This is a genomic window from Micromonospora sp. NBC_01739 (assembly GCF_035920385.1).
GTDB lineage: Bacteria > Actinomycetota > Actinomycetes > Mycobacteriales > Micromonosporaceae > Micromonospora.
Genome location: NZ_CP109151.1, coordinates 1,767,019 through 1,780,314, shown reverse-complemented (window position 1 = coordinate 1,780,314; position 13,296 = coordinate 1,767,019). Strand labels below are relative to the sequence as shown.

Genomic DNA, 13,296 nt, shown 5'->3' with positions numbered 1-13,296 from the left:
CGGCAAGAAGCGTCTACCTTCCATGCGAACAGGAAAACGGTGGACGATATGGGCAACTCATGCCGGATGACGACGAGGAACGATTCCGCGAGTTCGTGTTGCAGCAGTGGGGACCGTTGACCCGAACGGCATATCTGCTCACCGGTGACCGGGGCGTCGCCGAAGACCTGGTGCAATCAGCGCTGGAGAAGACCCACCGGCGGTGGAGTCGGATTCTCCGCAAGGACGCGCCCGGGGCATACGTCCGCCGCGCGATGATCAACACCGCGGTGTCGTGGCGACGACGCCGCCGAACAATCGAGGTACCACTACTCGACGCCGACACCATCGCCACCCCCGACGCCTATCAGCACGCGGAGAACCGGCATCAGTTGCTGGGGGCGCTGCGCCGCCTCCCGCCACGAATGCGGGCCGTGCTCGTCCTGCGGTACTTCGAGGATCTCAGCGAGGCTGACATCGCCCGACTACTCGACTGTTCACCTGGAACGGTCAAGAGCCAGGCGTCACGAGGACTGGCCCGGCTACGAACTGACCTGGAGCCGCCGCCCACGATCATCGAGACCAGCCTCCAGGAGGATCCAGCATGACCGAGAACGTGGAAACCAGACTCCGGGAAGCCCTCCGCAGCGAGGCTGACACCATGACAGTGACGGCGGATCCCTGGCCACGGTTCACCCGGCGGGAGGCAGGTCACCGCAGCGCACGTCGGGTCCGTACCGGTGCGATCGCCGCTTTCCTGGCCGCCGCCGTCGCCATTCAGACCAACCTGATTCCCCTGCCCGGTTGGGTACCCGGCATCGCCGTCGCCTCGTCGCCGTCACCGCTCGCGGACGGACCCGCACGGGGCGATCTCGCCGCCGACCGCAACTGGACGGACGGCCTGCTCAGGCAGGTTGTCGACCTGCAGAATCCGGGGGAATGGTGGAGGATCACCGACCGCAGCGACATCCGGATCGTGTACGCCGACGACATACCCGGTCGCCGAATCGCGCTGCTCCTCGTCCCTCTGCGTCTGGGCCTGCTCACCGACTCGACGCTTGTCTGGTTCAGCGGCCCACCCGGAGCCGAACCGGAACAGATGCAACAGGGCGGCAACGAAACCGCCGACACCGCAGTGGCGACCTGGATGGAAAGCGACGCCGAGAACGGGGGTGCCGCAGTGGTCATCGGCCCCGCGGGTTCCACCGTGACGATCAATGGGTTCTCGGGCTATTCCGCAACGGGCGTCGTCGAAAGCCACCAGCTCTCCTCATCCGTCGGTACGGGCATCGGCGTCACCTCGCTGCCACCCACCGATCTGGTCGGAGGGCCCGCGCTCGCCGCCCGGGTCACCAACGGCGACACCCTCATCTACGAAGGTCCCGTATACGGCGGGTGGAGCGGGTCAGACACCGGCCGCCAGGAGCTGACCGACGAGATGCTCACTGCCGCCCTCCGCCACACCCGAGGAGCCGTCATAGACCGAGCCGTCCTCGCACGGTTCATCGGTCACGCGTTGCGAGACAGCCGACTGTCCGCCCAGGACGTCACGATCCGGGTGCGCTGGTGCGGCACCATCAACGACAAACCCGCCGCACTGTTCACCATCCAACCCACGGACGGCGGAGTCATCGCCTACGCCATCCACGGCGACACCACCGGCTGGCGAACCGACCTACGGCTGCTGCTGCCCGCGGACGGTGCTGAGCAACGCCCCATCGCATGGCGGATGCGCGCCGAGGGTGGGGACGCCCGGACGGACCGCGTCAACCTGGTAGCCCCACCGGGAGCAGCCACCGCAGCCGTCACCGCCCTGGACAACACCCCGACCCCGGTCGCCCTGGACACCTCCGGCTTCGGCAGCACCACCATCCCGCAGGACAAGCCCGCGACCGTCAGCGCCAGCACCGCCGACGGGACCACTTTCATCAGCACACCCGTGCCGGCCTTCGAAGCCAACAGCGGCGGTCTACCCGGTGCCTCCCGGAACACCCGAATCACCGGCTGACACCTGAACAGCCGTGGGGATCCGGGGAAGGGGCCGGATCCCCACGGCTGTTCACGCGCACGCCAGCGGGCACGCCGTCATGACGCATGGGTGCGCGGACGTGTTCGACTGCCGTACCCGTGCGTGTGCGACGGTGGCTCACCGGGACCGCACGCCGTCGAGGTGACGGGTGCGCCGTTGAGCGGGTCCTGCCCGCACAAGGAGCACCCGCTGGAACCCGGAGTCCGATTCGATAATTGACATTATGTAAAGTTGAGTCTGAGCGGGGCTCCCCGACAGGGCGAGCGGGTCCGTCGCCGCCACCGGCGGCACACCACTGCGAGGTACCGTCCGTACGCCGACAGCCCACGGGCGGCTCGCAGCGGGTCGCCGCGCAGGGGTCGACCCCGGATGCATCGGCGGCTGCGGGGCGGGCCGCGTCATGGCAGCCTGCCCAGCACCGGCACAGGTCGACACCGATGGCGGCAAACGGAAGCTCGCCATCGCCGCGCGGGCGCCACCAAGGTGGGCGCGTTTGTCATGATCGCGCCTCACGCGACCAGGCACACGGCACCTTACGCGACCTCGGGCACGCGCCCCCCCGAAACACCCTGTTGATCATGAGGTTGGCGGCACCGTTGAGATCAGCGACTGCCGTCAACCTCATGATCAACAGGGTGGGGGCGCCTCGGGCATGCACTCGCTGCGCGGCCCGGTTCCCGGTCTGCACCGCGCGGCGATGGTCGGGCCGCCCCGCCCTCAGGCTGCGTTGATCACGCTTCGACGGAGGCAGGGACGGGCGTCAACCGCTCGCCGCGCCTCGGTGCGGTCGCACCGGTTTCCTGACGGGCACCTTCTGACTGCCAGCTGGGATCCCCGCTAGGCGCCTGGCTGTTCTTCCAGGGGCTACTCCCCCTTTGACTTGCCAGTCAATGCGAAGAACATGCATAATATGCCTTATGCATGACAAATCGGACGGCAGGGTTGTGGGGCTGATCGAGGCGTTTCTGACGGCACGGGCCACCCGCAAGCCTTCTGCCCACACTCAGGCCGCGTACCGACGGGATCTGACCGCGGTGGCGGGTCTCGCCGCGGAGCTGGCCACCCCTCCCCTCCCCCTTGCCGACCTTCGGATCGGTGCCCTCTCCCCCGGCCTGCTGCGGGCGGCCTTCGCCCGGTTCGCCGCCGACCGGGCCGCCGCCTCGGTGGGTCGGGCCTGGTCCACCTGGAACAGCTTCTTCACCTTCCTGGTGGCCGAGCAGGTGGTGCCGGGCAACCCGATGCCGGCGGTGGGTCGTCCTCGCACCCCGCTCCCCCAGCCGAAGCCGCTGCGGGGTGAGGACACCCCGGAGCAGTTGCTGGCCTCGATGGCGCGGGGTGAGGGGCGGCAGCGTGACCCCTGGCCGGAGCGGGACGTGGCGGTGCTGGCGCTGGCGTTGTGTGCGGGGTTGCGGTTGTCGGAGCTGTTGGCTCTGCGGGTCGGTTCCCTGGGGGGTAGGCCCGGTGAGCGTCGGGTGGAGGTGGCCGGCAAGGGTGGGCGGCCTCGGGTGTTGCCGGTGGAGCCGGGCCTGGACGAGGTGCTGTCGGCCTATCTGGACAGCCGGGTGCGCCGGTTCGGTGCGCGTACGGTGCGCCCGGATGCGCCGTTGTTGGTGGACCGGCGGGGTGAGCCGCTGCGCCGGGGTGGTCTGCAGTATCTGGTGGAGTCCTGTTACCGGCGGGCCGGGATCGGTGACCGGGTGCCGCGTGGGGCGCGGTTGCACGCGTTGCGGCACACCTTCGCCACCCGTCTGGCGGAGGACGGTGCCGGGGCGGCGGAGATCATGCGGTTGCTGGGACATGCCTCGTTGGCGTCGTCGCAGACCTACATCGAGGTGACCGCGGCGCAGCAGCGGGAGGCGGTGCGGGCCAACCGCACGAATCGGGCCCTGGTCGGGTTGGTGCGGTCTCAGGCAGGTTGAGTGGTCAGGATCGCCGGCAGGACGGTGGCGGTGCTCGGGGTCTCCGACGCGCTCGACGGACTGTTGGGCACCGAGACGCACCTACCGATACTCACGGGGGTGATCCGGGTACGACAAACGGTCCCCCTCAATGACAGAGAAGGACCGTGAGGCGTGGGGTCAGGCGGCGCCGGATTGCCGACGGCGCTGGTGGTTCCGGTTCTGCTGGAGGGCTTCTTCCAGCTGGTCTTCGAGGATGATGATCCGGCATGCGGCTTCGAGGGCCGTGCCGTGGTCGACCATCTCCCGGGCTCGTGCTGCCAAGCGCAGTTGGTAGCGGGAGTAGCGGCGGTGTCCGCCGGCGGAGCGGAACGGGATGATCAGCTTTGCCTCGTCGAGGCGGCGCAGGAAGTCCTGCGAGGTGCCCACGATCTCCGCAGCGCGGCCCATGGTGTAGGCGGGGTAGTTGTCGTCGTCGAGCACGTCGTCGGGTTGGGCCATGCATACCTCTCCATGACGAGGGCCCCGGCGAGGGAATCGCCGGGGCCCGGGGTTACGGGTTGAATACACCATCTACCGACGAGTTCGTCGGGTTCTCGTTTCCGCACCGTGCGACTGTCAGCGACAGGCGGTGCGAGGATCGCATAAGCGTGACCGGAGACCACCTCACATTCGATGGGACTACGGTGTCCGCCGCAGAACTGCGACTGCATCCTGGCGGCGGGCGATCCAACGGCGTCCAGCCCTCCCTTTCCTCTTCTTCCGATACCTGTGGTGCTGTCCGCCGGTGTCGGAGCCCACGCAACTACACGGCCCAGACACGGACGGCGGATCTTTTCTGCGTCAGGCGGAGCCCTGAACCTGCATCGGCCCTGCCTGCGGTTGCCTTGACCTGGAGTTACGTCAAGGTCTTGACCTGCACTTACCTTGCTGTGTGCGGTGATGTGTTTCCACCGCTGGTGCCGAGCGAGCCGCGAGAAGTTCCGGGCCCTGCTTGATGCTCGGTCTGTTTCGTCGGCGTCTTTTAACCGATCTTCGTTGTCAACGAGGCAAACCTTACCCAACCCCACCGGGAATATCTAGCTACTTGGGACCAGATTTTCTCGGTGAGCCGACCAAGGCTCAGTAGAGGCGGTGGTGTCCTCGGCTTCGGCGGGTTACGGCGGCGCGGTAGGCGCCTCTGCGGACGGTGGCGACCATCGGCTGATTCCCCAGTTCCGTGAGCAGGTGGGCTCCGGGTCCGATGACGTCTGTGCGGTCACCTGCAGGTGGGTCAGCCGAGGTCGACCAGCAGGGGCCGGTGGTCGGAGATGGTCGACAGTGGGGTGCGTACCGCGGTGACCGGGGGCAGGTGGGTGAAGCCGCGCCGGTCGGCGATGGCGTGGTCGAGTTGGACGCGGGGTGCGGCGGCCGGGTAGGTGGGTCGGCGGCCGAGCAGGTGCCAGCCGGTGGTGAGTCGGGTGGCCCAGGCGGGCAGGTTGAGGTCGCCGAGCAGGATTCGGGGGGCGGGCAGGGTGCGTAGGGCGCGGACGACCTGGCGGAGTTGGTGGATGTTCCAGCCGGGGACGAAGGACAGGTGGGTGGCGGCGACGGTGAGTTGTCCGTGGGGGGTGTCCAGGACGGCGGCGAGCAGGACGCGGGGTTCGTCGCGGAGCAGGATGAGGCCGGGGCCGGGTGCGTAGACCGGGGAGCGTACGGGGGCGGCTCGTAGGCGGGTGACCTGCCAGGTGGTGACGGGGTGGCGGGAGATCAGGCCGACGCCGTAGCAGGGTTCGCCGTGGCCGTCGTCGTCGTGGGTGAGGGGGCGGAAGGCGATGCCGGGGGTGCCGACGACGGCGGCGGCGAAGCGGTGTTCGTCGGCGTTGAGGGCTTGGGCGGCGATGGCGGTGAGGTCCAGGTTGCCGCTGCGGGACTGGTCGCGGTCGACTTCCTGGAGGGCGAGGACGTCGGCGTCGAGGGCGGTGACGGCGGCGGCCAGGCGGTTCGGGTCGACCAGTCCGTCGGTCAGTGATCGGCCGTGCAGCAGGTTGAACGTGGCCAGGCGCACGGTGTCACCTTAGCTACGGGGGTGGCACATTTTGGAGATGGCGAGGGGTCTGTTCTGTTCGATGGTGGTTTTTGTGGTCGTGGGGGTGCTGGGGGTGTGGGTGCGCAGGTGGCGGGGCCGGTGAGGCTGGCCACAGGTGCCCACGTCAGGGGGGTTGTGGTGGGCAGAATGCGCGCGTGGAGCTTGATCCTTTGACCGTGTCGATCCTGCTGACGGCTGCTGCGTTGGCCGGGTGGGTGGATGCGGTGGTCGGTGGCGGTGGGTTGTTGCTGTTGCCGGCGTTGTTGGTGGCGGCGCCGGGGATGCCGCCGGCTACCGCGTTGGGGACGAACAAGTTGGCGGCGATCGCGGGTACGGCGACGGCGGCGTTGACCTTCGCCCGCCGTACGAAGATCGACTGGGCGGTGGCGGGTCCGGCGGCGGCGGTGGCGGTGGTGTGTGCGGGGGTGGGTGCGGCGTTGGCGGGGGCGGTGCCGCCGTCTGCGTACCGGCCGGTGGTGTTGGTGGTGTTGTTGCTGGTGGCGTTGTTCGTGTTGTTGCGGCCCCGGTTGGGGGTGGTGGCGGTGCCGCAGCGGCGGACCCGTAAGCGGATCGTGGTGGCGGTGTTGGTGGCGGGGTTGGGTATCGCCACCTATGACGGGTTGATCGGTCCGGGTACGGGGACGTTTCTGGTGTTGGCGTTCACCACGTTGGTGGGGGCGGATTTCCTGCAGGGTTCGGCGATGGCGAAGGTGGTGAACGCGGGTACGAACGCGGGGGCCCTGGCGGTGTTCGCGGTGACCGGGAACGTGTGGTGGTTGTTGGGTGCGGCGATGGCGGTGTGCAACATCGCGGGGGCGATGGTGGGGGCTCGGATGGCGGTGCGGCGGGGGGCCGGGTTCGTGCGGGTGGTGTTGCTGGTGGTGGTGGTGGCGTTGGTGGCGAAGTTGGGGTACGACCAGTGGCTGGCCGGCTGAGGGTGGGTGCGGGTGCGCGCGGAGCATGATCGCCGGGTGTTGGCGGGGTTGTTGGGTCGGGATCCGCGGCTGCACGCCTACGAGTTGGGTGATCTGGACGAGTTCTTCTGGCCGTACACCTCGTGGTATCGGCGGGGTGAGGCGGTGGCGTTGCTGTATCACGGGGCGCGTCCGCCGACGTTGGTGGTGTTGGCCCGGCCGGAGGGGGTCGGGGAGTCGGCGGCGTTGGTGGCGGAGTTGGCGCCGGTGTTGCCGGCCCGGTTGTGGGCGCACCTGTCCCCCGGTGTGGAGCAGGGGTTGGCGGGTGCCTTCCGGGTGGTGTCCTCTGGTGCGCATCTGAAGATGGCGTTGACGGAGCCTGACGGGTTGGCGGGGGTGGTGGCGGCCGGTGAGGTGTTGGGTCGTGGGCATCTGCCGGCGTTGCGCGAGTTGTACGAGGTGGCGTATCCGGGGAACTGGTTCGATCCGCGGATGGTGGACACCGGCAGGTATGTGGGGGTGTGGGCCGAGGGCGCTCTGGTGGCGGTGGCGGGGGTGCACGTGTACTCCCCCGCTTTTCAGGTGGCGGCGTTGGGCAATGTGACCACTCATCCGGCCTGGCGTGGTCGGGGGTTGGCCTCGGCGGTGGTGGCCCGGTTGTGTGGGTTGCTGCGGGCCGAGGTGGAGCATGTGACGTTGAACGTGAAGGCGGACAACGGTGCCGCGGTGCGGTTGTATGAGCGGCTGGGTTTCCGTCGGGTGGCCGAGTACGGGGAGTTCGATCTGCGGGCGGTCGGCTGCTGAGGGGTTCTCGGTAGCGTCGGCGGGCCGGGGGTGGGCAGAATGCGCCGGTGACTCAGGCGACGTTGCGGACGGCCCGGTTGGTGTTGGTGCCGTTGGCGGATGAGCATCTGGCCGGTGAGATCGAGTTGGACGCCGATGCGGAGGTGATGCGGTTCCTGGGGCCGGTGCGCTCGGCCGAGCAGGTGCGTGAGGTGCATCGGCGGCGGTTGGCGGTGGCCGGGCAGGTGCCGGGGTTGGGGTTCTGGGCCGGTCTGGTCGAGGGTGAGTTCGTCGGTTGGTGGTTGTTGGAGCCGCCGCAGCGGGCCGATCAGGGGCCGGTGGCCGGGCAGGCGGAGCTGGGTTACCGGTTGGCGCGTCGGTGGTGGCGGCGGGGGTTGGCCAGTGAGGGTGCCCGGGAGTTGATCCGGCACGGTTTCGTGGAGCTGGGGTTGTCGCGGGTGTTCGCGGAGACGATGGCGGTGAATGTGGCGTCGCGGGCGACGATGGCGGCGGTGGGGATGCGGTATGTGCGGACCTTCCACCAGTCGTGGCCGGATCCGTTGCCGGGTTCGGAGCGGGGTGAGGTGGAGTACGAGATCACCCGCCGGCAGTGGGAGGCGTCAGCGGCGGGGTGAGTGGAAGCGTCCGGCGCGGATCTCGCGTAGGGCGCGGCGTCGGGTTTCGCCGTGCAGGGTGTCGACGTAGAGGCGACCGTGCAGGTGGTCGGTTTCGTGTTGCAGGGCGCGGGCGAGGAAGCCGCTGCCGGCGATGGTGAGGGGTTCGCCGTGCTGGTCGTAGCCGTGGGCGGTGGCGTGCAGGGCGCGGGGGGTCGGGAAGTAGAGGCCGGGGACGGACAGGCAGCCCTCGTCGTCGTCCTGGAGTTCGTCGGACAGTTCGAGGGTGGGGTTGATCATGTGGCCGCGGTGGCCGTCGGCGTCGTAGACGAAGACCTGGGCGTTGACGCCGATCTGGGGGGCGGCGACGCCGGCGCGGCCGGGTTTGCCGAGCAGGGTGTCCATCAGGTCGGTGACCAGGGCGCGGAGTTCGGTGTCGAAGCTGGTGACCGGTTCGCTGGGGGTGCGTAGTACCGGGTCGCCGATGATGCGGATGTCGCGCAGGGTCATGGGCGAAAGGCTAGTCGGTGGGTGCCGGCTGGTCAGTGCAGGGCGGCGCGTACGGGGGTGGTCTTGGCGGCGGCTTCGGCGACTTCGGCGTGGGGGTCGCTGTCTGCGGTGATGCCGCCGCCGGCCCAGACGTGGACGGCTTCGCGGTCGACTGCGGCGGTGCGGATGGTCAGGCCGAGGTCGATGTGTCCGGGGCTGATCCAGCCGAGGCCGCCCATGCTGGCGCCGCGGCCGACGGGTTCCAGGGTGGCGATCTGGTGCAGGGCGGCCAGTTTCGGGGCGCCGGTGACGGAGCCGCCGGGGCAGACGGCGCGGAGCAGGTCGGCGAGGCTGAGGCCGTCGGCGGCCTGGGCGCGGATGGTGGATTCGGCTTGCCACAGGTCGCACCAGCGGCGTACGGCGAACAGGTCGTCGACGCGGACGCTGCCGGTGGCGGCGATGCGGGCCAGGTCGTTGCGTTCCAGGTCGACGATCATGATGTGTTCGGCGCGTTCCTTGGCGGAGGCGAGCAGGTCGGCCCGGCCGGCGCGGGTGGCGGGGCGGGTGCCTTTGATGGGGCGGGTGGTGAGGGTGCCGTGGTGGACTTCGATGAGGGTTTCCGGGCTGGCGCAGCCGATGGCCCAGTCGGGGCCGGTGAGGACTCCGCCGTAGCGGGCGCCGGGTAGTCGGCCGAGGCGGGCCAGGGCGGGTAGGGGGTTGCCGGCGTAGGGGGCGGCGGCGTGGCCGACGAGGTTGACCTGGTAGACGTCGCCGCGGGCGATGGCGTGGCGGACCTGTTCGACGGCGGTGGCGTGTTGGTGTGGGGTCCAGCTTTCGGTCCAGGGGCCGCGCCACCAGCCGGTGGTGGGGGTGGCCGCCGGTGGTGGGGTGTCGGTGTGGCTGTAGACGACGACGGCGATGTCGGGTAGGTCGGCGGGGCTGGGTGGGCCGGGGGTGCCGCCGATCATGAGGGTGCCGGCGGTGGCGGAGACGTAGAGGGCGGCGCCGCAGACGGTGTGGTCGTGGTGGCGGCCGGGTGTGGGGCGGGCCAGGTCGTGCAGGGGTAGGCCGTGGTCGGTGAGGAAGTCCTGGATTCCGGTGGCGGGGTCGCCGCCGTCGGCGGGTCGCCACTGCCAGCGGGCACGTTCGGTGAGGTGGCCGCGACAGGCGGTGGGGGCGGCCGGTGGATCGATGACCATGCGTGGGAGCGCTTCCACGACGTCTGGGTGAGGGGTGTTCATCCGTTCAGTGGATTTCCCACGCACCACGCGGAGATCTGCTCGATGCCGCGTGCTTTCGCTTGGTACTGTGCGTCACTGGTCATGTGAACCATGACACAGTGCCCCCACAGTCCGGAGAACCCGATGTGCCAGCACCAACCCACCTGCCCCTCCGCCGAAGCCACCGACCGGGAAGCCGCCAAGGCCATCGCCGGTTTTCCTGAACAGGGCTGGAGCCTGCTCTGCAACGGCGTCATCGTCTTCGAGGACACCGGCGAACTACTGCCCGACGGCAGCAGCATCGCACCGCACCGCGGCCCCGCCCGACACGCCCTCGCCGCCTGAACCGACCACGATCCGTCACGACCTTTCCCGCGTCGCCCCAGGCTAGTCCCCCACCCCGGCGCCGGTCACAACCAGGTCGGCGTACCGCCGGGGGCGGCACCAGCCCGCCCCCGGAGCACACCCCGCCCGTCAGTCCTCGTAGGCCTGCGGTGACGGGCACGAGCAGACCAGGTTCCGGTCGCCGTAGCCGCCGTCCACCCGCCGCACCGGCGGCCAGTACTTAGCCACCCGATCCACCCCGGCCGGATAGCCGCCCACCGACCGCGGGTACGGATGCGGCCACTGGTCACCGGAGACCATCGCCGCCGTGTGCGGCGCGTTGACCAGCGGATTGTCACCGGCCGGCCACTGCCCCGCCGCCACCGCGTCGATCTCCGCCCGGATGGCGATCATCGCCTCGCAGAACCGGTCCAGCTCGGCCAGATCCTCACTCTCCGTCGGCTCCACCATCAAGGTGCCGGCCACCGGGAACGACATCGTCGGGGCGTGGAACCCGTAGTCGATCAGCCGCTTGGCCACATCGTCGACACTGATCCCGGCCGCCTTCGTCAACGCCCGCAGATCCAGGATGCACTCGTGGGCCACCAGCCCCTTGTTGCCGGCGTACAGCACCGGGAAGTGTGCCCGCAGCCGCGCCGCCACATAGTTGGCCGCCAGCACCGCCATCCCGGTCGCCCGGGCCAGCCCCTGCGCGCCCATCATCCGCAGATACACCCACGGGATCGGCAGGATCCCCGCCGACCCGTACCGGGCCGCCGAGATCGCCGGCCGCCCCGCCACCGGCTCACCGACCGGGTCACCGGGCAGAAACGGCGCCAAGTGCGCCCGTACCGCCACCGGACCCACCCCCGGGCCACCCCCGCCGTGCGGAATGCAGAAGGTCTTGTGCAGATTCAGGTGCGACACGTCCGCCCCGAACCGGCCCGGCTTCGCGAACCCGACCAACGCGTTCAGGTTCGCCCCGTCGACATACACCTGCCCGCCGGCGTCGTGGACCTTCGCGCACAGCGACGCTATGCCGGTCTCGTACACCCCGTGGGTCGACGGGTAGGTCACCATGATCGCCGCCAGGGTGTCGGCGTGGGCCTCGATCTTCATGTCCAGGTCGACCAGGTCGACGTTGCCGTCGGCGTCGCAGCCGACCACCACCACCCGCATCCCGGCCATCACCGCGCTGGCGGCGTTGGTGCCGTGCGCCGACGACGGGATCAGACACACGTCGCGGTGCCCCTGGCCCCGGCTGTGGTGGTAGGCGCGGATCGCCAGCAGACCCGCCAACTCCCCCTGTGAACCGGCGTTGGGTTGCACACTGACCGCGTCGTAGCCGGTGACCTCCGCCAGCCAGCCCTCCAACTGGGCGATCATCGTCCGGTAGCCGGTGGTCTGCTCCGCCGGGGCGAACGGGTGCAGATGCGCGAACTCCGCCCAGCTGATCGGCTCCATCTCCGTGGTCGCGTTGAGTTTCATGGTGCACGAACCCAACGGGATCATGCCCCGGTCCAGGGCGTAGTCCAGGTCGGCCAGACGCCGCAGATACCGCAGCATCGCCGTCTCCGAATGGTGGCTGCGGAACACCGGATGGGTCAGGAAGTCTGAGGTACGGGCCAACCCGGCCGGCAACGCCGTGGCCACCTCACCCTCGATGCCGGGCACCTCGAACGCCGCCCACACCTGCGCCAGATGCGCCTCGGTGGTGGTCTCGTCGCAGGCAATCCCCACCCGGTCCGCGTCGACCAGCCGCAGGTTCACCCCCCGCTCGGCCGCCGCCGCGACCACCCGCCCCGCCCGACCCGGCACCGTAGCGGTGACCGTGTCGAAGAACGGCACCTCGGCCACCTCGACCCCACCGGCACGCAGACCAGCCGCCATCCGGGCGGCCATCTCATGGGTACGCCCCGCGATGCGCCGCAGCCCGTCCGGGCCGTGGTAGACGGCGTACATGCCGGCCATCACCGCCAGCAGCACCTGCGCGGTGCAGATGTTGCTGGTCGCCTTCTCCCGCCGGATGTGCTGCTCACGGGTCTGCAACGCCAACCGGAACGCCGCATCCCCGGCGACGTCCCGGGACACCCCGACCAGCCGGCCCGGCAACATCCGCTCCAGACCCCGCCGGACCGCCAGATACCCGGCGTGCGGTCCACCGAAGCCCATCGGCACCCCGAACCGTTGGGTGGTGCCCGCGGCGATGTCCACCCCGATCTCCCCCGGCGCACGCAGCAGCGTCAACGCCAGCAAATCCGCCGCGACGGTCACCAACGCCCCCACCGCATGGGCGGCCTCCACCAGCCCGGCATGATCACGCACCGCCCCGGAGGCCCCCGGATACTGCAGGTGCAGGCCGAAGAACTCCGCCGGCAACTCGTCCCGATCCACATCGACGATCCGCACCTCGATGCCGAGCGGCTGCGCCCGGCCGGTGATCACCGCGATGGTCTGCGGCAGGGTGTCGGCGTCCACCACATACACGGCACTGCGACTCTTCGACGCCCGCCGCGCCAAGGTCATCGCCTCCGCCGCCGCGGTGCCCTCATCCAGCATGGAAGCGTTCGCGGTCGCCAGACCGGTCAGGTCCGACACCATCGTCTGGAAGTTCAGCAGCGCCTCCAACCGGCCCTGACTGATCTCCGGCTGATACGGGGTGTACGCGGTGTACCAGGCCGGATTCTCCAGCACGTTACGGCGGATCACCGCCGGGGTGTGCGTACCGTGATACCCCAACCCGATCATCGACACGGCGACCGTGTTGCCGCCCGCCAGGGCCCGCAGCTCGGCCAGGGCCTCCGGTTCACTGGCCGGCTCCGGCAGATCCAACCGGCCGTGCCAGCGGATCACCTCCGGAATCGCCGCGTCCATCAACTCGTCGATCGAGGCGTACCCGACGGTCTCCAACATCCGGCGCTCGTCGTCCGGGCCGGGACCGATGTGACGGTCGGCGAACAGGTCCGTGGTCATGGGTG

At 69.8% G+C, this 13,296-nt stretch carries 12 protein-coding genes; 7 read left to right on the top strand and 5 right to left on the bottom strand.

The annotated features are described in order from the left end of the window. The first annotated feature begins 59 nt into the window (after nucleotides 1–59). The 3 genes from OIE53_RS07855 (at nucleotide 60) to OIE53_RS07845 (ending at nucleotide 3,927) form a co-directional block, all read left to right on the top strand. Nucleotides 60–587, top strand: coding sequence for a SigE family RNA polymerase sigma factor (locus OIE53_RS07855; protein ID WP_327025914.1), 528 nt, complete (start codon nucleotides 60–62; stop codon nucleotides 585–587). Continuing rightward, complete coding sequence (locus OIE53_RS07850) at nucleotides 584–1,987, top strand: hypothetical protein (protein WP_327025913.1); 1,404 nt, start codon at nucleotides 584–586, stop codon at nucleotides 1,985–1,987. Before OIE53_RS07855 ends, OIE53_RS07850 begins: the two co-directional genes overlap by 4 nt. A 938-nt stretch (nucleotides 1,988–2,925) precedes the next feature. Next, entirely contained in the window at nucleotides 2,926–3,927 is a 1,002-nt protein-coding gene (locus OIE53_RS07845) for a tyrosine-type recombinase/integrase (RefSeq protein WP_327025912.1), read from the top strand. A 159-nt stretch (nucleotides 3,928–4,086) separates the two neighbouring features. On the opposite strand, the gene OIE53_RS07840 is transcribed toward OIE53_RS07845, so the two are convergent. Then, nucleotides 4,087–4,407 (bottom strand): helix-turn-helix domain-containing protein, encoded by a 321-nt coding sequence (locus tag OIE53_RS07840; protein WP_327025911.1) that lies wholly within the window; start codon nucleotides 4,405–4,407, stop codon nucleotides 4,087–4,089. A 772-nt stretch (nucleotides 4,408–5,179) separates the two neighbouring features. Beyond that, entirely contained in the window at nucleotides 5,180–5,953 is a 774-nt protein-coding gene (locus tag OIE53_RS07835; protein ID WP_327025910.1) for an endonuclease/exonuclease/phosphatase family protein, read from the bottom strand. Nucleotides 5,954–6,129: 176 nt separating this feature from the next. Here OIE53_RS07835 and OIE53_RS07830 point away from each other — a divergent pair, with 176 nt between their 5' ends. From OIE53_RS07830 to OIE53_RS07820, 3 genes are read left to right on the top strand one after another with little or no spacing between them, the layout of a single operon-like run. Then, nucleotides 6,130–6,909 carry a TSUP family transporter gene (locus tag OIE53_RS07830; protein ID WP_327025909.1) on the top strand — a complete coding sequence of 260 codons (780 nt, stop codon included), beginning with the start codon at nucleotides 6,130–6,132 and terminating at the stop codon, nucleotides 6,907–6,909. A 12-nt stretch (nucleotides 6,910–6,921) separates the two neighbouring features. After that, entirely contained in the window at nucleotides 6,922–7,692 is a 771-nt protein-coding gene (locus tag OIE53_RS07825) for a GNAT family N-acetyltransferase (RefSeq protein WP_327025908.1), read from the top strand. Between the two features lie 47 nt (nucleotides 7,693–7,739). After that, entirely contained in the window at nucleotides 7,740–8,306 is a 567-nt protein-coding gene (locus OIE53_RS07820; RefSeq protein WP_327025907.1) for a GNAT family N-acetyltransferase, read from the top strand. Here the strand turns inward: OIE53_RS07820 and def are convergent. Beyond that, on the bottom strand, nucleotides 8,292–8,795 hold the full coding sequence (gene def / locus OIE53_RS07815; protein ID WP_327025906.1) for a peptide deformylase: 504 nt from the start codon (nucleotides 8,793–8,795) through the stop codon (nucleotides 8,292–8,294). The two genes, OIE53_RS07820 and def, sit on opposite strands and share 15 nt — an antisense overlap. Before the next feature lie 32 nt (nucleotides 8,796–8,827). Beyond that, nucleotides 8,828–10,042, bottom strand: a complete 1,215-nt coding sequence (locus tag OIE53_RS07810; RefSeq protein ID WP_327025905.1) for a chorismate-binding protein — start codon at nucleotides 10,040–10,042, stop codon at nucleotides 8,828–8,830. Nucleotides 10,043–10,138: 96 nt separating this feature from the next. On the opposite strand from OIE53_RS07810, the gene OIE53_RS07805 reads away from it, so the two are divergent. Then, nucleotides 10,139–10,339 carry a DUF5999 family protein gene (locus tag OIE53_RS07805; protein ID WP_327025904.1) on the top strand — a complete coding sequence of 67 codons (201 nt, stop codon included), beginning with the start codon at nucleotides 10,139–10,141 and terminating at the stop codon, nucleotides 10,337–10,339. 129 nt (nucleotides 10,340–10,468) lie between these two features. Here the strand turns inward: OIE53_RS07805 and gcvP are convergent, their stop codons facing one another. Further along, nucleotides 10,469–13,291 carry an aminomethyl-transferring glycine dehydrogenase gene (gene gcvP, locus OIE53_RS07800; RefSeq protein WP_327025903.1) on the bottom strand — a complete coding sequence of 941 codons (2,823 nt, stop codon included), beginning with the start codon at nucleotides 13,289–13,291 and terminating at the stop codon, nucleotides 10,469–10,471. Nucleotides 13,292–13,296: the final 5 nt, after the last annotated feature.

Coding starts and splice junctions, on each gene's coding strand:
- OIE53_RS07855 (WP_327025914.1), top strand. CDS start 60: ATGCCGGATGACGACGAGGAACGATTCCGCGAGTTCGTGTTGCAGCAG.
- OIE53_RS07850 (WP_327025913.1), top strand. CDS start 584: ATGACCGAGAACGTGGAAACCAGACTCCGGGAAGCCCTCCGCAGCGAG.
- OIE53_RS07845 (WP_327025912.1), top strand. CDS start 2,926: ATGCATGACAAATCGGACGGCAGGGTTGTGGGGCTGATCGAGGCGTTT.
- OIE53_RS07840 (WP_327025911.1), bottom strand. CDS start 4,407: ATGGCCCAACCCGACGACGTGCTCGACGACGACAACTACCCCGCCTAC.
- def (WP_327025906.1), bottom strand. CDS start 8,795: ATGACCCTGCGCGACATCCGCATCATCGGCGACCCGGTACTACGCACC.
- OIE53_RS07805 (WP_327025904.1), top strand. CDS start 10,139: ATGTGCCAGCACCAACCCACCTGCCCCTCCGCCGAAGCCACCGACCGG.
- gcvP (WP_327025903.1), bottom strand. CDS start 13,291: ATGACCACGGACCTGTTCGCCGACCGTCACATCGGTCCCGGCCCGGAC.